Origin of the sequence: Oceanicola sp. D3, from assembly GCF_006351965.1 — a bacterium.
Taxonomy (GTDB): Bacteria; Pseudomonadota; Alphaproteobacteria; order Rhodobacterales; family Rhodobacteraceae; genus Vannielia.
Window position 1 is genome coordinate 1,550,899 of sequence record NZ_CP040932.1, and the last position, 19,917, is coordinate 1,570,815.

Here is a 19,917-nt window from a genome sequence, read left to right on the forward strand (position 1 = left end):
CGGGTTACTCCACCGAGAAGGCCACCATCGAAAGGTCTGCGCTGATGCCGCGCGCCTCCAGTTCCGCGGCAAGCGCGGCAAAGAAGCTGGCGGCCTCGGTGCCGTTTTCATCCTTCACCACGTCGAGCCGGGCAGGCGTGCCCACGGCGAGCAGGAGCTGCTGGGTAACAACCGGCCCGGCGGTGAGGTTCATCGGGATCGAAAAGCTGGCCCCGCCCCGGGTAAACTGCAGGAAGCTGTCGAGCGCCTGCACCGTGCCCTCATCGTCGATCAGCAGGAAGTGCACCACTTGCCCGGAGACGTTGAGGATGCGGCCCTCAAGGTAGTCGCCTGAGGCGATCACCCGGTTTTCCATGTCGAAATAGAGGTTGAAGGCGGGGTAGGCCTTGGCCTCGCGGATGAAGGTGAGGGTGGCGCATTGGGCCTCGCTCACCGGCTTGAGGAAGGTGTTCGGGATCTCGCCGGTCTCGGCCTCCATCCCGGCACGAAAGCCGTCAAGCGAGGCCGAGCTGGGGCCGAAGGCATCAAGCGTGAGCTGGGCGGTCTCTTCTCCCAGCGCGGGCAGCGCGGCAAAGCAGGCACCGCCATCATAGGTTTTGAGATAGTCGAGAATGGCGGTGTAGCGGGTGCGGTCGGCCTCGGAAATATCGCTTTCGGGGGCGGGGGCCGCCGCGCCACCCTCTGTTGCCGGGCCGGGCAGATCGCTGTCGCGCTCGGGCTTGGGCGCAGGCGCAGGCGCAGGCTCGGCAGGCGTCGGATTGGAGGGGATGGCGGGCATGCCAGCCCCGGCCACGGGTGACACCGGGGTGACGCGTTCGGGCACCATGTCATCGGGGATCGCGGGGCGGGCGGCGATGGTATCAGGGGCGGTGGGCGTGGCGGCAGGCGCGGTGGGGGCGGCAGCGGCCAGCGTATCTGCCGGGGGCTGCGCGCTCGGGTCTGCGCTGGGCTCCGGCGCGGGCTCTGGCGCGGCGGCAGCCTGAGCCTCGCCAGTGTCGCGCACAGCCTCCTGGGCTTCCACCTCGGCCTCGCTGCGCAAACGCTCGCGGCCTTCATCTTGGCCCGCCCTGATGCGGTCATCCGCAACGCGGGCGGTGGCGGTTTCGGGCACCTCCTCGGGCGGGCGCTCGGCGCTGGCCACCTCGGCGCGGCTGGCCTCTTCGGCCACCACCGGGGCGGCGGTGATCCGGGCGGGGGTGGCCTCGCGGGCCTCTCTCACCTCTTCGGCGCGTGCGGTTTGCGCGGCCTCTGCGCGCTCTGCCGGGGCGGCACCGGATTGGGCGGCAACCGGCGCGCCGGTGATCCGGGTCGCCCCCTCGCTCACCGGCTCGGTGGCGGGCGGGTTGGGCGCGGTTTCCACCCGTTCGGCGGGCGCGGGCTTGTCGGGGGTCGAGGCAGGCTCGGCGCGGTCTGCCGCCGCCACCGAAGCGGCGGGCTCGAGCGGGGCAGGGGGCGCGGCGGCCTCTACCGCCTCAGCCTCGGCTACGCTTGGCTGGGCCGCCTGCGTGGCCATTTCGATCATCTCGACAGTCACTTCGGTTTCCACCGGGGCCTGATCCGGCGTCGGTTCGGGCATCTGCTCGCGGGCCCATGTCAGCGCCGCAAGATGGGCGGCGACGGCGATGAGCAGAGCGGCGAGCCAAAGCACCACCTCGGCCTGCCCGCGCGGCTCGATGTAGCGAACGGGGCCGGCGGTGTCGCTCATTCGCTGTCCCCGGCCTTCAGCGTCACCAGCTTCACCGTGCGGCCCGCGGGCAGCAGCACCTGCATGGCGCGCAGCAGCCGGTCGGCGGGCATGTCGCGCGGGGCGAGGATATACACCGCGTTGGGCTGGCCCTCGGGCGGCGGCGCGCTCAGGGCCTCAACCACGGCCCCCTCCTCCATCGGTGCCCCATCAAGCGACCATCCCCCTTCGCCGTCGATCAGCAGCAGGGGGCGGGGAAGGCGCTCCAGCGGCAGATCGGTGGTTTGGGAAAGGTCGACGGCGAGTTCGTCATTCTCGACGATGGTGCCGACGACGAGGAAGAACAGCACGAGCAGCAGCACGATGTTCACCTGTGCCAGCCCAAAGTCGGCGCGGCGGCGGTGGCGTTGGGCGGCGAGCTTGGAGGCCAGCATCAGCCGCGCCTCCGGGCAAGGCGGGCGCGCGGGGCGATCAACGCAGCGCTCATAGCCCCGGCCTTCCGATGAGGCGCAGCTTGGCCACCTCGCCCACGCGGATGGCCTCGATCACGGTGGCCACATCCTGCGTGGTGGCGACCGGGGTGGTGAAGAGCAGGATTTCTTCCAGCCCCTTCTCCTTCAGCGCCGGGATGACCTGCGGCAGCGCCTCCAACGGCAAGGTAGCAGCCCCGGCGCGTAGCTCGCCCCGGCCCACGTGCCAGATGACAATGCTCTGCGCCCCGCCGCCCGGAGCCTCGGGCTCGGCGGTGCTCTGGCCGGTGGGCGCAGCGGGCGCGCCAAGGGTGATGAGCGAGTAGGGCGCCAGCGTGGTGGAGAGCATGAAGAAGATCAGCAGCTGAAACATCACGTCAGCCAGCGGCGTCAGGGCAAAGGGGGCCTTGCGGTCGCCGCGCGGGTCGGGGAGGTGCACATCGCCGGGCCGGGTGCCGGCGGCGGGCATTGCCGCCCCGATAACCGTGTGGCCCGCGCCGCCCGACAGGCCCGCCGCGTGGGGCATTGGCCCGCTGATGACCGTTTTGCCCGACACCGGCGCGCCCGCCCGTTCAAACGATCGTCTTGCCCGGCCGGGTCTCCACCCGCCCGTGCAACACGGTCGAAATCAGCCGCTCCAGCGCCTCGCGCTCACGGGCAATGCGCCCTTCGAGCCAGAGCGAGATGAAATAGAAGAAGATGGCGATGGCGAGGCCCACGGCGGTGGTGATCAGCGCCGTCCAGATGCCGCCCGCAAGCACGCTTGGATCCACCGCGCCCTCGGCCTGGCTGAGCTTGCCGAAGGCTTCGATCATGCCCACCACGGTGCCGAGCAGGCCCAGCATTGGCGCGGCCTGCACCACGGCCTCCAGCGCATTCATCCGGCGGCCCATCAGCGCCAGCTCATCAAGCGCCACCTGCGTGGCGAGCTCGCGGGCAATCTCGCGGTCGCCCCGGTTCTGGCGCAGGGCCGAGAGGGCGGCAAAGAGCACGCGGACGGCGGAAGTGTTGCGCTTGTCGGCCATCGCCAGCGCCCCGTCGCCATCCCCGCGCAGGTATTTTTCAACGATCTGGCCGGGCAGTTTACGCCGCCCGACCCCCAGCCGCATGAATTGGAAGATCTTGAACAGCGCAACCGTGAGCGCCACCAGCGAGGCACCCGCCAGCACGGCCAAAATCGCCCAGGCGTAGCCGTTCAGCCCTTCGGGCAAATAGGCATCCATCCGTTACTCCCGTTGCCGGGCCCGAGCCCGCGCTCAGAGCCCGAACTGGATCTCCGCGCGCGAAGAGGTGGTGAGGCCTTCCATGCAGTCGGGCGAGGTGCCCTCAGCGCCCACGCATTCGCTGACCGAGTTGACGAGCAGGCGCGAGATGTCCGAGCAGGCCATGTCGGAAAGGTCGAACTGCACCACCTTGGTCTTATCGGCCTGAAGCTGGCCGAACTCGAGGATCAGCAGCCGCGAAACCACCCCGTCCTGATCGAAAACGGCCACCTCGTAAGAGGCTTTTTCCAGCCCCTCGCCGGTGTTGTTGGTGGCCACATAGGTCAGCCGGCAGCCTTCGCCGACATCGCGGGCGGCGTTGAGCTCGAGGCCAAAGTTGCCCGATTGGGCAAAGGCCGGAAGCGCGAGGCCAGTGGCCATCACACCGGCAGCGGCCGTTGCGATCAGCGTGGAATAAAAGGTTTTCAGAACAGGCACGTCACGCCTCCCCCCGTTACGGTTAATTCTTGTGAGAAAAGTGCTAACACGCCCCCGCGCGGGCGCAAAGCCTTCGCTTGGGAAAATCGTGTGAACCGAAGGGGGAAGGCTGTGGGCCGGGCATGAAAAAGCCCGGCGGGCGTGGTGCCTCCGGGCTGATCCTGTCTGCTATCTGCGGCGCGGTGCCGCCGGGCTCAGCGGAACTGGCCGACGCTCCACATTGCGCCCGAATTGATCTTCGCCCCGCCGCGCGGGCTGCTGGCGCGGGTTCTCACGATCACCGGACGCTCGATCTCGGGGCGGCTGACGATCGGAATGTCATGGTGCTCATCGTTGGACGATTCCTGCGCAACGGGCTGCGAAGGCCGCGTAGGCGTCTCTTCGTTGTCGTTGCCGCCGTCAAAGGCCTGAGCCAATTGCTCAAGCGTGCCGGTTCCCTCTTCATCGTCGCGCTCGATCTCCTGACCGGTGCCGGCAATGATGCTCTCTGCTGCGCGCATGTCGCCAAGCGAGGCCGATTTTTGCCCGGCCATCTGCCCGGTGGAGCCAACGAAATCCGCCAGCGCGTCATCGCCTGCCGAGATTTTGTCGACCTTCAGCATGCCCGGCACGGTCGGGGTCATTACGTGGAATTTTGCGATTTGGGCGGTTGCGGGGGCGGCAAGACCCATCGACATGGCAGCCACAGCCACAAACGGCTTCACGAACTTCACAGTCATGGTCTTTCTCCAACTTTGGTACGAATATAAGTTCTCACCGGATTGTTTTCAATCTGCGGCACAATAAAGGCGATTTCTTGCCCCTCTGCTCAAAAGCGGCTTAAGTCACGCCATGACAGGCAGATTATCGTTGATTAACACCAGTTTCGCGGCGGCAATATGTGTCGCCGGCGCAACGATTTCGACGCCCGCAAGGGCTGAATTCGCTGTTTGCAACCAGAGTTTTGACGTCATCAACGTCGCAATCGCCCAGTCGGTCGGGGGGCAGTTTCACACCGAGGGCTGGTGGACGATCGGCACCAACCAATGCGCGAACGTCATCAAGAACGAGCTCAGTAATCGCTACATCTATGTCTATGCCACCGATGTTTTCGGCCAGCCGATCCTAGATGGCACCGTGTCGATGTGCATCGGTGCGAAGGCCTTTGAGATCGACGGGATCGAAAACTGCTGGGAGCGCGGCCACAAGGCGGCGATGTTTCATGAGGTCGACACACAGGCCACCGTGCGCTGGACGCTCTTCGTAACGCCCCCGGGTGGCGGGTGAGCAGGGGTTGACGTGGCGGCGATGCAGTCACATCTACTTGAACATAAAGATTTGAACGGCGCGGGGTCGCATTTCTGGCCCCCTTCGGCTAGAGTGCAGCAAAGTTTTTGACCCAGAGATGATTGGCGGATGACCATGGCGACAACGCCCACACCCCAGAGCTTTACCCGCAGGATCGCACGTGCAGGCATGGGGCTGCGCTCGGCCTCTGCACTCGTGGGCAGCGCGGCCCGAAGCGCCGGGCTGGGCAGGGCCGCCCGCACGGCACCGCTGGCGCTGATCTTTGTCACCGCCGCCACGTTGACGGCAGAGGCCAAACGCGTGGCGCTGGTGGTGGGCAACGCGGCCTATGACAACGTCTATGCCCTGAAGAACGCCACCAATGACGCCACAGATCTTGCCTCCGCGCTGGAGCGGCTCGACTTTGAAGTCACCCTGCTGACCGATGCCACCGAGGCCGATTTCTGGACCCGGCTCGATACATTCGCCGCCGAGGCCGAGGGGGCCGAGAGCGCGATGTTCTTCTTCTCCGGCCATGCCTTCCAGCTTGGCGGCGCAAACTACCTTGTGCCCAAGGACGCCACGCTGGCCTCCCGCGAAGCCATCGAGAACGAAACCTGGCGCCTCGACGAGATCGTCAAGCGCCTCTCCGACAAAAACCGCCAGACGCTGATCTTCCTCGACGCCTGCCGCAACAACCCGCTGCCGGAGTCGATGCGCTCCGAGGGCACCCAGGGCCTTGCGCAGATGGAGAAGGGCTCGGGCACCTTCGTGGCCTTCGCCACCCAGCCCAACAACGTCACCTCCGACGGCGCGGGTGAAAACTCGCCCTTCACCCAAGCCCTGCTCGGCCACATCGAAGAGCCGGGCATTTCGGTCTCCGACCTCATGATCCGCGTGCGCAACGATGTAGAGAGCGAAACCTTCGGGCGGCAAACCCCGTGGGATCAGTCCTCTCTGCGCGCACAGTTCTACTTCAACCCGCAGGTCGAAAAGACCGCCGAGCTGACCGATGCCGATTATGAGCTGATCGCCGCGCTCGACCCTGAAACCCGCAAGCGCCTGCTGGCGGCTCTGGGCAACTCGGGCACGAATATCGTGATCGAAGAGGTCGAGGAGGAGGTTGAAGAGATCGTCGTGGCAGTGGCCCGGGTCGATATTATCGACGTGCCAGATGAAAACACACCGGTTGAAACGCCGGGAACGGCGGGTGGCGAAACGGTTGCTGCCGCCAACGAGGCCGAGAAGGCCACGGGCGGCGAAAGCGCCGTTGTGGTGATCGGTGGCGAACAAGCCCCCGAGCGCGTGACAGCAGGCGAAAGCGGCGAAAAAGCCGGTGCCGCCGGTGCCGAAACGGTGGTGGCCTCCAACGAGGCGCGGCGCACCGAGGGCACCACGGGTGCCGAGCGTGTGACTGGCACCGAGGTTGCGGGCGCCGAGCGGGTAACGGGCTCTGAGGTGACCGGCACCGAGGTTGCGGGCGCTGAGCGCGTGACGGGCTCTGAGGTTACCGGCACCGAGGTGGCCAGCGCCGAGCGCGTTACCGGCACCGAAGTTACGGGCACCGAAGTCACCGGAGCTGAGCCCGCGACCGGCACCGAGGTGGCCGGCGTTGTGCCCGCTGATCCCAACGCGAGCCGCACCAAGGTGATTGGCCCGGATGGTGAAGAGCGTGAAGCCGTGATCCTCGCCGGTCTGGCCCCCACGCGCTCGCTGGCCCCCTCTACCGAAGTGCCGCGCAGCCGCGTGGTTGGCCAAGAGATCGACCGCGACAGCGATGAAGCCCGTCAGGCCGGGGTTGCCCCAGCCGCGCCCGAACTGGAAGGCAAAGAGCTTGCCTCCGCCGTGCAAACCGAGCTGAGCCGCCTTGGCTGCTACCGGATGCGGATTGACGGCGACTGGGGCAAGGGCTCCCGCGTGTCGCTCTTCCGCTACTTCGCCGCCCGCAAGATCGCCACAGACCAGCTGGAGCCCAGCAACTCGCTTCTGCGCCGGTTGAAGTCCGATAACGAAGTGGCCTGTAAAGCGGTGCAGCAGGTGGCCTCCAAGAAGGCCTCCAAGGCGATTTCGAAGGTGCGGACGGCTTCGGCCAATAAGAAGGCCGCCCCTAAGAAGAATCCCGCGGGGGCGCGGAGCAACGTGAACCGGCGGATCAAATCTAACGTCACGGTCCAGCGCACCAAGTCTGGCGGCACCAAAAAGACCGTGACCAAGAAGCTGCGGTCCGGCGTGTTCCGCTGATCCGTCGCCCCAGCCCATGATGGGCAGGGGCCAGACCATCATGGGGGAGAACGCCATGTTCTCAGCAACCGGCGTGTTTCTCGCTTCCCGCGCACATAGGAGGCGCCGCCTGTCTGGCGCGCTTATCGCCGTGTTCATGGCATGGGCTCCGGGCAGCGCCGCGCTGGCTGAGGGCAAGGTGGCGCTGGTTATTGGCAACGCCGCCTATACAGGGCTGCAACCTCTGGCCAATCCGGTGAACGATGCCGAGGGGATCTCTCAGGCGCTGGAGCGTGTGGGCTTCGAGGTGACCCTGCTCACCGATGCCCCGCAAGATCGCCTCTCCCCGGTCCTCGATGCTTTTGTTGCCCGCGCCGAAAGCGCCGACACGGTGCTGTTCTACTATTCCGGCCATGCTTTTCAGCAAGACGGGCAAAACCGGCTGGTGCCTGCTGATGCCGCGCTGAAATCTTCCGCAGCACTGGCCAGCGAAACATGGTCGTTCAGCGATGATATCGTGGCGCGGCTGGCGGGGGAGGGGCGGCAGACGCTCTTTTTCCTCGATGCCTGCCGCAACGCGCCGCTGCCGCTCTCGCTGCGCGGAGAGGCGGGCGACGGGCTGACCAAGCCCGACACCGGCACCGGCCTCGGATCGGGCAGCTTCGTGGCCTTCGCCACCCAGCCCGGCGCGGTGGCCCGCGATGGGATCGGCGGCAACAGCCCCTTCACGCTGGCCCTGCTCAAACATATGGAAACCCCCGGCATTTCGATCTCGGACCTGATGATTGCCGTGCGCAACGACGTGGTTGAGGCCACCCATGAAACGCAAGTTCCGTGGGATCAGTCGAGCTTGCGCGCGCAGTTCTACTTTGTGCCCGTCGAAGAGGATGGCGCGACCATCACCGACGCCGACCTTGATGCCATCGGCGGGCTCGATGAGGAGAGCATCCGCAATGTCGTGGGCGCGCTGGCCGACAACGGGGTGACGCTGGAGATCCTCGTGGTGGAGGAAGAGGAGCCGGTGGATATCGCCAGCGTCGAAGCCAAGCCGATTGTCGCCATCGAGGATGTCCCAGAAGCGGGCGAGCCCGCGAAACCGGTTGAGGAGGGCGAGGAGGTGGCCATGCTGGATGACACCCGCTCTGTCACCGAGGGAGAGGACGGCGAGACGAAGGAGCCGACCCTTGCCGATAAGGTCGCCGCCGCCGAGGCCATCGTTGCCGCCGCCGAAGCCCGCGCCGAGGATGGCCCGGGCGAGCAAGAGCTGGCCGCCGTCGATCTGCCCGAAAACCTCGCGCTCGGCGTGCAGCAGGAGCTGACACGCGTGGGCTGCCACCGCGCCGCCGTGGATGGGCTCTGGGGCCGGGTCAGCCGCATTTCGCTGCTGCGTTATTACACCGCCAAGGGCAAGGTCACCGCCGAAGAGGCCAAGGCCGAGCCCTCCGAGGCCGCCTATCGCCGCCTTGCGCTGGAGCCCGGTGTTGTGTGCGAAGGCGTCGTGGCGCCCCCGGCCCGGGTTGCCGCAAAATCGGCGACCACCAAGACCCGCGTGATCCGCAAAACCTCGGCCCCCGCACCCCGCACCCAGCCCAAGACACCCACCAAACCCAAAATTTCGACCCAGCCCAAGACCAACAACAATGGTCGCAAGGTGCCCGCCAAGATCAACCGCTTCTCGCCCGGCTCCATTCGTGGATGAGGCGGGCCAGATGTGCTTGATCTGAAACCCGAAGCTGTCATCCTGACCCCGTGCTGAAAGATCAGATCGACCCTCGCTTTACCCAGGCCGCCGGCGCCGCCAAACGGCGCAAGCGGGCGGCGTTTCGCGGGCGTGTGTTGCTCTCTCTGGCAACGCTGGTGCCGGTGGTGCTGCTTGGCCTCGGCGTCTGGCTGACGTGGGACAAGTGGACATTCAACTCCGGCGGTGGCGGTGGCGCTGATGGCGGCGAAGACGTGGCCACCAGCGATGTTGAAGAGCAATTCGCCGTCTCTTCCGATGAAGACACCGCCGCCGCCTCCTCCGCCTTTGTTGCCGCCTTCGTCGACCTTGCAGGCGATCCGCTCATCATCCGCTTTGCCGATAGCGGCGAGGACACCAAGAAAAAGCTCAAGGCTCCCTCGACCATCGGAAACGCCCGTGCGCCGGGGGGCGACCTGCTGCTGGTGAGCGATGTGATGGTCTCGACCGAGGCCCGCTTTGTCACCACGCTGCCCTCCAGCCAGGAAGACTTCGCCTTCTTCCAGCTGCAAAAAAGCGCCCCGCAAAAGGCCGAGGCCGCTACGGCGGAGGAGACCCGCGAAGTGGCCGATGCGCTGGAGGACGAAGGCGCAGAGGCGCTTGCCGAGGAATTGGGCGAAGCCGCCGAGACCGAGGGCTACCAAGAGGCCGCGCTTGATGATGAAACCGGCGGCTGGGGCGAAGCCGTGGGCGAGGAGGGGCAAGAGGCAGGCGTGCCGGGCTTTACCGAGACGGTGATCGAAAACACCACATCGGTCGTCTACACCCGCCCGCAGGATCTGCGCGACAAGCTCGACCGCGATATCTTCGTAAAGATCCAGCACGACAGGGCGCTTGATGAGCTGCTCGTCGACAACGGCTTTTACGAGACCGAGGCCAAGAAGGTGGCCGAGGCGGCCAAGGAATACTTCGAGATGGAGGGGCTGAAGGCCGGGCAGGTGGTGGCCATGCGCGGCCAGCCCCAACTGGGCGGCACCCTGAGCTTTCGGCAGATGTCGATCTACGACAACGAAGTCTACTTCGGCACGCTCGCGCTGACCGATGAGGGCGACATCGGGCCGGGCTCTGACCCGTGGGTCTTTGACGAGCTCTTCGATTACGCGGGCGATGACGAAGAGGAGCAGGTAACAGAGCAGCGCTACCGGATGCTCGATGCCTTCTACTCGGCGGCCATCCGCAACGGCATCCCCTCGGTGATCGTGGGCGAGGCCATTGCCCTGCTCTCCAAGGAGCATGACCTTTCTGCCTTCGCCAACCCCGGCGACAAAATGCGCTTTCTCTATGCGCCACCCGCCGAGGGCCATGAGGGCGGCGACGGGGCGGCGCGTATTCTTTACATCTCCATTCAGGGCGCCTCGGTGGATATCGAGTGCTTCGTCTATGCTACCAACCCCGAAGGCGACATGGGCTGCTTTGGCCTCAAGCCCAAGGCTGGCACCGGCGGCGGGCTGGTGGGCGGGATGGTAACGCCGGTGAAGGGCGTGCTCACCTCGCGCTTCGGCCCGCGCCACCACCCCATTCTGAAGACGGTGCGGGTGCATAAGGGCGTCGACTGGGCGGCGCCGACAGGCACCCCGATCTATGCCGCTTTCGATGGCACCATCGCCTATGCCGGCCCGGGCGGCGGCTATGGCAACCTGCTGAAGGTGAGCCATGCGGGCGGAATGGAAACCCGCTACGCCCACCTGTCAAAGTTCGGCTCCGAGCCCGGCCAGCGGGTGCGGGCGGGTGATGTGATTGGCTATGTCGGCACCACGGGCCGCTCCACCGGGCCGCACCTGCACTTTGAGCTCTACCTCAATGGCACCGCGATTGACCCGCTGGGCGCCTCAGTGCCCTCGGGCGGCGGCGGGGCGATTGCGGGCGATGGCTCGGGCGCGGTGGAGCAACTGGTGAACCAGATCATCCGGGTGGAATCGGGCGGCAATGCCACCGCCAAAAACCCGCTCTCCACCGCCACCGGCCTTGGCCAGTTCATCGAGAGCACTTGGATCCGGATGATGAAGACCTATCGCCCCGATCTTGCCTCCACCCTCTCACGCGCCGAGCTGCTGGCGCTGCGCAACGACCCGACGATCAGCCGCGAAATGGTGAAACGCCTCGCGATGGAAGGCGAAAGCTACCTTCGCGCGCGTGGCCACGGCATCACCGCCGGGCGGCTCTACCTTTGCCACTTCCTCGGGGCGCAGGGCGCATCCGTGGTGCTCTCCAACCCCGATGACGCGCTGCTGATCGACGTGCTCGGCGCTGGCGTGATCCGCGCCAACCCCTTCCTCACCGGCAAGACGGTGGGCTACGTGAAGGCCTGGGCCGAGCGCAAGATGTCAGGCCGCAAGGGCGCGGTGGTTGTCACCTCCGCCCCGGTGGTGCGCGAGCCCGGCGGCCTGCCCGACTATCGCAAGACCATCAACACCCTGCTCACCCGCATCTGACCGGTGCAAAATTGCGCGGCTTGCGCCGCATTCCCTTTTATTGTCCGCCTGTTGCACGGCCTGCGCCCGGTTTTCGGCGGCTGTGCATGGGGAGAGGGCGGGGTGGGATATTTTCAGCAAGAAAATAGGGCAGGGGGTCGATTGCCCGGCGCGGTGCACGTCATGGCGGCGTTACCTCTCCATGGCAGGCCGGGAAGGCTGGCCAAGGGGCGCGGCATGGGCCAATCTGATGCGGTATTTCGAGGGAGCCATTGATGATTCAGGAATTTCACAACACGCCCTATGACCAGCTTGAGGTGGGCATGGAGGCCGAGCGCACCCGGTTGGTGCTGGCCGATGATCTTTATGTGTTTGCCAACAGTTCGGGCAACCTCAACCCGATGCATCTGCCCCGCGAGGATGGCGATGGCGACGGGCTGCCCGAGGCGGTGACGCCTTCGATGTGGTTGGCGGCGCAGATTTCTGCGGTGTTTGGCAACCAGTTGCCCGGGCCGGGCACGCTCTATCGCAGCCAGGACCTGGAGTTTGTCGGCCGCGCCTTTGCCGGCGATGAGGTGGTGACAAAGGTGGTGCTGGTGGCCAAGGAGGCCGACCGTGTGGCGCGGTTTCATACCACGGTGACGCGGGTGAGTGACGGCGCGGTGATTGTGCGGGGCGAGGCCACGGTGTTTGCGCCCGAGAGCCCGCAGAGTTTTCGGGCTGATGACATTCCGGGCCTCACGGTGCGCCGCCACAAGCATTTTGACGCGTTGATCGACCGCGCCGGGCCTTTGCCTGCGATCCCCACCGCGGTTGTTGCGCCGGAAGAGGCCAACAGCCTTGGCGGGGCGCTGCTGGGCTTTGATCACACGCTGATCGTGCCGATCCTGATTGGTGATCCGGTGAAGATCATGGCCGCTGCCGAGGAGATCGGGCGCGATATCTCGGGCTTCGAGATCATCGCCGAGCCGGACCATGCCAAGGCCGCGAAGCTGGGCGTGGCACTGGTGCATGAGGGCCGGGCGCAGGCGGTGATGAAGGGGCATTTGCACACCGGGCAGCTCTTGGGCGCGGTCTTTGCCCGCGAGGGCGGGTTGCGCACCGGGCGGCAGATTTCTCATGTGTTCGTGATGGATGTGCCGGGGCTGGAGCATCTGCTGCTGATCACCGATGCGGCGATCAACATTGCGCCCGATCTGGAGACCAAGGTGGATATCGTCCAAAACGCCATCGACCTTGCCCATACGCTTGGCATTGCCGAGCCGAAGGTGGGCATATTGAGCGCGGTGGAAACGGTGAACCCGAAGATCCCGAGCACCATCGACGCCGCCGTGCTGAGCAAGATGGCCGACCGGGGGCAGATCAAGGGCGGGCTGGTCGACGGGCCGCTGGCGATGGACAACGCGATTGATGTGGACGCGGCCAAGACCAAGGGCATCAAGGGCCTTGTGGCGGGGCGGGCGGAAATCCTCGTCGCGCCCAACATGGAGGCGGGCAACATGCTCGCCAAGGAACTGACCTTTGTGGCCCATGCCGAGGCCGGGGGCATCGTGATCGGGGCGCAGGTGCCGGTGATCCTGACCAGCCGCGCCGATGATGACGCCGCGCGCCTTGCCTCCTGCGCGGTGGCGGCGCTCTATCAGAACGGACGGCAGGCATGAGTGCAATCTTGACGCTGAACGCGGGGAGCAGCTCGATCAAGTTTGGCCTGTTTGATGCCGAAAGCCTCGAAGAAGAGGCGGGCGGGCAGGTGGAGCGGATCGGCGGCGAGGCCGAGCTCGACCTCGAAATCCCGGGCCGCGCGAAGGTGGAAACCCGGCTGCCGGTCGCCAATCACCACGAGGCGGTTACCGCGATTCTGGCCGCCGTTGCGCCCTATCTCGATGGGCGCGCGGTGGTTGGCGTGGGTCACCGGGTTGTGCATGGCGGGCCAGACAATGGCGCGCCGCTGGTGCTGGATGATGCCGCGATTGACGCGCTCACCCAGCTGGAGCCGCTCGCGCCCCTGCATCAGCCCCACAACCTCGCCGCCGTCCGCGCCGCACGCGAGGCCTTTCCGGGCACGGTGCAGGTGGCCTGCTTTGACACCGCCTTTCACCGCGGCCACCCCTTTGTGAATGATACCTACGGGCTGCCGCGCCGGTTTTATGACATGGGCGTAAGGCGTTACGGCTTTCATGGCCTGAGTTACGATTACATCTCAAGCAAGCTGGCAGAGGCTTATCCGGCGCTGCACGAGGGCCGCGTGGTGGTGGCGCATCTGGGCAACGGGGCTTCGCTCTGCGCCATGGAGGGCGGCAAATCCATTGCCACGACGATGGGCTTTTCGGCGCTTTCGGGCCTTTGCATGGGCACCCGCCCGGGCCAGATGGATGCCGGCGTGCTGCTCTGGATGCTGGACGACCAGAACATGAGCGCGGCGGAGATCACCCGCGTGCTCTACAAGGAAAGCGGGCTCAAGGGCCTGTCTGGCCTGACGAACGATATGCGCAGATTGCTGGAGTCCGATGCGCCCGAAGCGGCGGAGGCGGTGGATTACTTCGTGTCCCGCGTGGCGCAGGAGGTGGCGGCTATGGCGGCGGCGATGGAAGGGATCGACGCGCTCGTCTTCACCGGCGGGATCGGAGAAAACGCCGCACCGATCCGCAGCCGGGTGCTTTCGGCGCTGGCCTTCCTCGGGTTCAGCCTCGATGAAAGCGCCAATAAGGCGGGCAATGAGCGCATCAGCTCGGGCCTTGCGGCACTGGTGCTGCCCACCAACGAAGAGCTGGTGATTGCCCGGGCGGTGCAGGGCGCGCTTTGAGCGGGTTCATCACCGCAGGCCCGAGCTCGCGCCCACGTCGCTGCTTTGACGCAGGGCCCGGATATTCCACGTTTTTCCCTGCTTCCGTCTTGAACCTGCCCAGAAATCATGCATCCTCTCGGTTGCATTGATTAACATGATTTCGGTCATTTTTTTTCGGCAATTTCTGCCGTGAGTATCAAAGGCTTGCAGCATGGACGGCGCTTACACGCAGGACAGAAACCTCGGTTGGGTTGAGACCGATCTCGGGAAAGACCAACTGCTTCTCCGCAAATTCACGGGCACCGACCGGCTGAATGAGCTCTTTGAGTATACGGTGCGCGTCTTTGCGCCCGATGGGCTGGATACCGATGCGCTGATGGGCACCCATTGCGGCGTTTTCCTCAACTCCAACAACCACGGCGAAATCCCCTTTGACGGGATCGTCACCGAGGTGGAATGGCGCCAGCATCAGGAAGAGGGCGATGAATATGATCTGACCCTGCGGCCCTGGTTCTGGCTGGCCGGGCTGCGGCGTCAGCAGCGGATCTTCCATGAAAAGAGCGTGGATGAGATCCTCGAAGAGGTGTTCTCGGCCTGGTCCGGCACCGGCCCGCAGACCCACCGGATCGACCTGACTCGTAGCTATCCCAAGCTGGAATACACCGTGCAATACGGCGAGTCCGACCTCGCCTTCGCCCGGCGCATGATGGAGCGCTTCGGCATCTCCTTCCACTTCTCGCACGCACGCGGCAACCACTGCATGGTGCTGACCGACGCCCATGAAAGCATGGATGAACTGCCCGGTCTCAGCCGCGAGTATCGCCCGGTCGGCGAGGTCTATCAGAAGGACGAGGAGCACTTCTGGGAGTGGCGCGAGGCGCGGGGCGTGACCACCGGCAAGGTCAAGCTGACCGATTACAACTTCAAGACCCCGGTCGCCTCGATGCTGACCGAGCAGGTGGGCGAGGCGGCCCATGCCCATGCCGATATCGAGAGCTACGATTACCCCGGCGTCTACCCCGACGCGGGCGAGGGGCGGGACGTGGTCGGGCTGCGCACCACGCAGGAGCGCGCGGGCGATTACCGCACCCATGCCAAGGGCGATGTGCTCAGCCTGAAGGCGGGCATGCGCTGCGTGGCGACCGGCCATTACGCCCAGTTCACCAAGGGCGAGGAGCACCTTTGCCTTGAAGCCAGCCACAGCTTTACCGCCGAGGCCTACCGCTCGGGCAGCGATGGCGGCGCCGACAAGGAGCGCGCCTATGAGGGCCGCTACACGCTGATCCCCATCTCCCGCCCGTTTGCGCCGCAACGGATCACCGCCACGCCGGTGATCTACGGCCCCCAGACTGCACGCGTGGTGGGCGAAGGCGAGATCGACTGCGACGAATACGGCCGCATCCTCGTGCGCTTCCACTGGGACCTGGCGGATGCCTACTCCATGCGCTGCCGGGTCAGCCAGAACTGGGCCTCCAAAGGCTGGGGCGGCATGGTGATCCCCCGCATCGGCATGGAAGTGGTGGTGGAGTTCCTCGAAGGCGACCCCGACAAACCGCTGGTGACGGGGTGCGTGTATAACGGGCGCAACACCGTGCCTTACGCGCTGCCCGCCAACAAGACCGTCTCCACCTTCAAATCCGATACCCATCAGGGCTCGGGCTACAACGAGTTTCGCTTTGAAGACGAGAAGGACCGTGAAGAGGTCTGGATGCATGCGCAGAAAGACCACAACACTGTTATCGAAAACGACGAGAGCCACCGGATCGGGCATGACCGCTCCAAGACCGTTGGCAACAATCAGGTTGAAAACATCGGGGTGAACAAGACGATCGGCGTGGGCAAGGACCACACCGAAAGCATTGGTCAGGACGCCCGCCACACCATCGCGCGCGATGTCTATTATTCCGTCGGGCAAAACCAGTTCACCACCTTTGGCAAGGACCACATCGAGAAGGTCGGGAATATCCTCAAGCAGAGCGTGTTTGCCGACCATCTGGAAACCGTGGGGCGCAACTACACCGGCGAGATCGCGGGCAAGATGACGCTGGATGTGGGTCAGTCGATCACCACCAACACCACCAAGCACACGCTGATGGCGGGGCAGAAGTTTGTGATCGCCGGGCCGGGGGGCAAGATCACCATCGACGGGTCGGGCATTACGCTGGAAGCGCCTGTGATCAACCTCAAGGGCGCGGTCAACATGGGCGGGTCCGGCTCGGCTCAGGTGCCCACCTTGCAGTTGGCGGCCAACGAGGCTTTGCCCCTCGCCGAGGAATGCCCAGAGAAGGACAAGTGAGCCAGATGGTTCGGCGCACCCTCACAGGCCCGCGCCTTTGCGCCCTCGCCGTGATGGTGGCAACCGGGCTGGTGTTTGGCGGCGTTGCACTGGTGGTGGCGGCGATGGCGCCCGGGCTTGCGAGTGAAATCTGCGAGACCCGCCAGATGGCCGCTGCCACGTCGCATTGCGAGGTGATCCCTTCCGCCGTTTTGACGCTTTTTGCGATGTGGTTTGCACTCGGGGCGCTCTTCGCCGCAGTCATCTGCGGCGTGGGCTGGGCCATGGCCAGCGCGGGCGGCGATGACAGGAAAAGGAGGGCCTGACCCATGATGAAACCCGTGGCCCGGATGGGCGATCAGCACATTTGCGGCAATCCCAACCACCCGCCAAACGTGATCGTGTCGGGCGGGCAGGCCATCGTTGACGGGCGGCCCATCGCCCGGGTGGGAGACGCCTGCGCCTGCGGGGCCGTCATCACCCAAGGCTCCTCGATCTCGAAAGACAATCAGATACCGGTCGCCTACCTCGGGTCGGCCACCCAATGCGGCCCCTTCGTGGGCAAGATCGTTTCGGGCTCACCAAAGGCCAAGGTTCAGCCGTGAGCGAAGCGGCGGCGCCGGCCCCATGGCTCGGTCACTGCCATTTCGTGACCACATCGGGCGTGCCGGCCCAAGGCCTCGTTGCCGTGTATTGCACCGATGCCGAGGGCTTCCGCACCGCGCTGGATGCCGCCGCGCCTCTGCAAGGTCTCACCGTGAAGGGCACCGACAAGCTCATCCCCGCCGATCAGCTTCAGCCGGGTGATTTTGGCGAATGGGATCCGGGCAGCCTTGCCGAGTCGGTGGGGGCGGCGCGGCCCGTGGCCTTTGGCGAACTCACCGCCAGCGACGGCGAAGGAACGGGCGATGATGCCCTGCTGGAGTTGCAGGATTTCGGAGAGATCGAGCCTCTCAGCATGATGATGGACGAAGACCCGCCGCCCACCGTGCCGAAGGCGCTGAAGGCGGCGCTCTTCGGGCCGATGCACCCGCCCTCGGATGCCGAGGTTGCCCGCCACGGCAGCGCCGCCAAGGTGCCCGCCGCCCGCACCTTTGCCATCCTCGATGCCGCCAAGGTGCCGATGATGCAACTCTATCTGGAGCAATCCGGGCTGCCGCATCGTTGCCTCTACAAGGGCGAAGCGCTGGAGCGGTTTGGCGATGTCGCGCCCTGGGTGGTTGAGCTGGAAGAGGAGGCGACCTTTACCCGCCGCCTGTTCTCGCGCTCCAAGCTGCCCGCCGATCTCTGGGACAAGGCCCCGGGCATGCTGCTGCGCGGGCGCGCCGAGTTGGAGGATGTGTGGAAACACTTTCGCAAGTTCACCAAGGTTGGCACCCATGATGGAAAGTCGCTGTTCCTGCGGTTTTGGGAGCCCAGCGTTCTGCGCGCTCTGCCGCACATCCTCGTGGCCGAAAACGCCGCGCGGTTCTTTCCGGACTGGGCGCAGCTGATCTGGGTTGATCCGGCCGAGGGCCGGGCAGGCGGCATTCGCCGGGTCTGAGGGCGCGGCCCGTGCGGGGCCTGCTATTCAGCCGCCTTTAGGCTCGCCATGAGGTGGTGAAACTTCTCGCCCTGCACCGCCACGTGCCGCCGGATTTCATCGGCCGCCGCCGCCGCATCGCCGCGCTCAAGGGCCGCAACCACCGCCTCATGCTCACCCATCGACTGCGCCAGCCGCCCCCGCAGGCGCAGCTGCCGCCGCCGGAACGGTGTGAGCCTGCGGTGCAGGCGCCGGCATTCCTGCTCCAGAAACCCGTTGCCCGACTGCCGGTATAGGATCGCGTGGAAGCGTTCGTTTTCAACGTAGTAGCCGTCAGTATCCTGCGCCTCTACGGCCTGGTGGCACTTCGCATTGGCTGCGCGCATGTCATCCAGCGCGGCATCGCTGATGCGGCTCGCGGCAAGACGCGCGCAGGCGGCTTCCAGCTCTGCCATCACCTCGAACATCTCCATCAGCTCCACCGGCCCGGGCTGGCGCACAAAGACACCCCGGCGGGGGATCTGCTCGACAAGCCCTGAGAGCGCGAGCCGCTGAAACGCCTCGCGCAGCGGCGTGCGCGACACGGCGAATCGCTCGGCAAGCTGCACCTCGTCCAGCCGGTCGCCATCGGCAAAGGCGCCCTCGAGGATCAACGCCTCAAGCTGTTCTGCAATGCCATCTGCCCGCTTCTGGTTCATAGGCCCAGCCTACAGCCGAAATCGCTGCCAAACAAGAATGAGATTATTGTATACAAGAATGTTGACCTGCGGGACAAAGACTGCGACCATCCGACTCGGTCGCCCCAAATGTGGTGACCGCTACGGGAGGAGAAAACCATGAAGTTCACCACAACCGTCGCCGCTGCGGCGCTGGCCTCTTGGGCTGGCCTCGCTCAGGCCCAAGATACACTGCGCCTGTCGCACCAATGGTCCGAGGGCGATGTTCGCCATCAGGTCGCGCAGATGGTCGCCGATGAGGTCGCCGCCGCAGATGTGGGCCTCGAAATCCAGATTTTCCCCAGCCAGTCGCTGTTCAAGGCGCGTGAGCAATACAAGCCGCTCTCGCGCGGGCAGGTCGACATGATCGTCTTCCCGCTCTCCTACGCGGGCGGGCTGCGCAATGCCTATAACCTCACGCTGATGCCGGGGCTGGTGAAAAACCATGACCACGCCGCGCGCCTCAACGACTCTGCGTTCATGGGCGAGATCGAAAAGATCATGGCCGAGGATGACGTGATGGTGCTGGTGCACGGCTACCTTGCCGGTGGCTTTGCGGGCACCGAAAAGTGCATCACCGCGCCGGAGGATGTGCAGGGGCTGCAAACCCGCGCCGCGGGCAAGGCCTTTGAGCAGATGCTGGCCGGGGCAGGGGCCTCGATCGCTTCGATGTCTTCGGCGGAGATCTACAACGCCATGCAAACCGGCGTTCTGGACGCGGCCAACACCTCGTCCTCGTCCTTCGTCAGCTACCGGATCTACGAGCAGGTCGCCTGCTTCACCCCGGCGGGCGAATATGCGCTGTGGTTCATGTATCAGCCGCTGATGATGAACAAATCGGTCTATGACGGTCTCAGCGACGAGCAGCGCGCCGCGCTGGATGCCGCCGCCGAGAAGGCAGAGGCTTTCTACCTCGAAGAGGCCAAAAAGCAGGACGGCGAAGCCCGTGACACCTTCGCCGAGAACGGCGTGGAGATCGCGGAGATGACGCAGGAGCAGTTCGACGCCTGGCGCGCCATCGCGCAGGAAACCTCCTACGCCGCCTTCCTCGAAGGCTCGCCCGAAGGCCAGAAGCTGCTGGATCTCGCCCTCGAGGTCGAGTGACGCCATCGCCACCGGGAGCGTGCCGC

18 protein-coding genes are annotated in these 19,917 nt (G+C 65.6%); 11 read left to right on the plus strand and 7 right to left on the minus strand.

The genetic code is table 11. The annotated features are described in order from the left end of the window. Positions 1 to 4: 4 nt before the first annotated feature. The 6 genes from FHY55_RS07930 to FHY55_RS07955 form a co-directional block, all read right to left on the minus strand. Positions 5 to 1,705 (minus strand): hypothetical protein, encoded by a 1,701-nt coding sequence (locus FHY55_RS07930; protein WP_140013672.1) that lies wholly within the window; start codon positions 1,703 to 1,705, stop codon positions 5 to 7. After that, entirely contained in the window at positions 1,702 to 2,118 is a 417-nt protein-coding gene (locus FHY55_RS07935) for a biopolymer transporter ExbD (RefSeq protein ID WP_140013673.1), read from the minus strand. The genes FHY55_RS07930 and FHY55_RS07935 overlap by 4 nt, the downstream gene beginning before the upstream one ends. Positions 2,119 to 2,167: 49 nt before the next feature. After that, positions 2,168 to 2,710: a biopolymer transporter ExbD gene (locus FHY55_RS07940; RefSeq protein WP_140013674.1), complete on the minus strand. Its 543-nt coding sequence runs from the start codon at positions 2,708 to 2,710 to the stop codon at positions 2,168 to 2,170. 16 nt (positions 2,711 to 2,726) lie between these two features. Beyond that, a complete protein-coding gene (locus FHY55_RS07945; RefSeq protein ID WP_140013675.1) occupies positions 2,727 to 3,377 on the minus strand; it encodes a MotA/TolQ/ExbB proton channel family protein in 651 nt (216 codons plus the stop codon). Between the two features lie 33 nt (positions 3,378 to 3,410). Continuing rightward, the gene (locus tag FHY55_RS07950; protein ID WP_254695454.1) at positions 3,411 to 3,854 is read right to left on the minus strand and encodes a hypothetical protein; all 444 of its coding nucleotides are present in this window, start codon (positions 3,852 to 3,854) and stop codon (positions 3,411 to 3,413) included. Positions 3,855 to 4,048: 194 nt separating this feature from the next. After that, on the minus strand, positions 4,049 to 4,573 hold the full coding sequence (locus FHY55_RS07955) for a hypothetical protein (RefSeq protein ID WP_140013676.1): 525 nt from the start codon (positions 4,571 to 4,573) through the stop codon (positions 4,049 to 4,051). A 112-nt stretch (positions 4,574 to 4,685) separates the two neighbouring features. Here FHY55_RS07955 and FHY55_RS07960 point away from each other — a divergent pair, with 112 nt between their 5' ends. The 10 genes from FHY55_RS07960 to FHY55_RS08005 all read left to right on the plus strand — a co-directional run bounded on the left by FHY55_RS07960 (position 4,686) and on the right by FHY55_RS08005 (position 18,092). Beyond that, complete coding sequence (locus FHY55_RS07960) at positions 4,686 to 5,120, plus strand: DUF1036 domain-containing protein (RefSeq protein ID WP_140013677.1); 435 nt, start codon at positions 4,686 to 4,688, stop codon at positions 5,118 to 5,120. A gap of 129 nt (positions 5,121 to 5,249) precedes the next feature. Continuing rightward, entirely contained in the window at positions 5,250 to 7,361 is a 2,112-nt protein-coding gene (locus FHY55_RS07965) for a caspase family protein (protein WP_140013678.1), read from the plus strand. 55 nt (positions 7,362 to 7,416) lie between these two features. Beyond that, positions 7,417 to 9,039, plus strand: a complete 1,623-nt coding sequence (locus tag FHY55_RS07970) for a caspase family protein (RefSeq protein WP_168222956.1) — start codon at positions 7,417 to 7,419, stop codon at positions 9,037 to 9,039. A gap of 50 nt (positions 9,040 to 9,089) precedes the next feature. Further along, the gene (locus FHY55_RS07975) at positions 9,090 to 11,510 is read left to right on the plus strand and encodes a peptidoglycan DD-metalloendopeptidase family protein (RefSeq protein WP_140013680.1); all 2,421 of its coding nucleotides are present in this window, start codon (positions 9,090 to 9,092) and stop codon (positions 11,508 to 11,510) included. A gap of 254 nt (positions 11,511 to 11,764) precedes the next feature. Continuing rightward, a complete protein-coding gene (locus FHY55_RS07980; protein ID WP_140013681.1) occupies positions 11,765 to 13,150 on the plus strand; it encodes a bifunctional enoyl-CoA hydratase/phosphate acetyltransferase in 1,386 nt (461 codons plus the stop codon). Continuing rightward, positions 13,147 to 14,292: an acetate/propionate family kinase gene (locus tag FHY55_RS07985; protein WP_140013682.1), complete on the plus strand. Its 1,146-nt coding sequence runs from the start codon at positions 13,147 to 13,149 to the stop codon at positions 14,290 to 14,292. The genes FHY55_RS07980 and FHY55_RS07985 overlap by 4 nt, the downstream gene beginning before the upstream one ends. Positions 14,293 to 14,485: 193 nt before the next feature. Beyond that, positions 14,486 to 16,570 carry a type VI secretion system Vgr family protein gene (locus FHY55_RS07990; protein ID WP_140013683.1) on the plus strand — a complete coding sequence of 695 codons (2,085 nt, stop codon included), beginning with the start codon at positions 14,486 to 14,488 and terminating at the stop codon, positions 16,568 to 16,570. Next, complete coding sequence (locus FHY55_RS07995; protein WP_140013684.1) at positions 16,567 to 16,875, plus strand: hypothetical protein; 309 nt, start codon at positions 16,567 to 16,569, stop codon at positions 16,873 to 16,875. The genes FHY55_RS07990 and FHY55_RS07995 overlap by 4 nt, the downstream gene beginning before the upstream one ends. Positions 16,876 to 16,878: 3 nt before the next feature. Beyond that, a complete protein-coding gene (locus FHY55_RS08000; protein WP_210410546.1) occupies positions 16,879 to 17,154 on the plus strand; it encodes a PAAR domain-containing protein in 276 nt (91 codons plus the stop codon). Beyond that, a complete protein-coding gene (locus FHY55_RS08005) occupies positions 17,151 to 18,092 on the plus strand; it encodes a DUF4123 domain-containing protein (RefSeq protein ID WP_210410547.1) in 942 nt (313 codons plus the stop codon). The genes FHY55_RS08000 and FHY55_RS08005 overlap by 4 nt, the downstream gene beginning before the upstream one ends. Positions 18,093 to 18,115: 23 nt before the next feature. On the opposite strand, the gene FHY55_RS08010 is transcribed toward FHY55_RS08005, so the two are convergent. Then, positions 18,116 to 18,769 (minus strand): GntR family transcriptional regulator, encoded by a 654-nt coding sequence (locus tag FHY55_RS08010; protein ID WP_140013686.1) that lies wholly within the window; start codon positions 18,767 to 18,769, stop codon positions 18,116 to 18,118. Positions 18,770 to 18,907: 138 nt separating this feature from the next. Here FHY55_RS08010 and dctP point away from each other — a divergent pair, with 138 nt between their 5' ends. Further along, positions 18,908 to 19,891: a TRAP transporter substrate-binding protein DctP gene (gene dctP, locus FHY55_RS08015; protein ID WP_140013687.1), complete on the plus strand. Its 984-nt coding sequence runs from the start codon at positions 18,908 to 18,910 to the stop codon at positions 19,889 to 19,891. Positions 19,892 to 19,917: the final 26 nt, after the last annotated feature.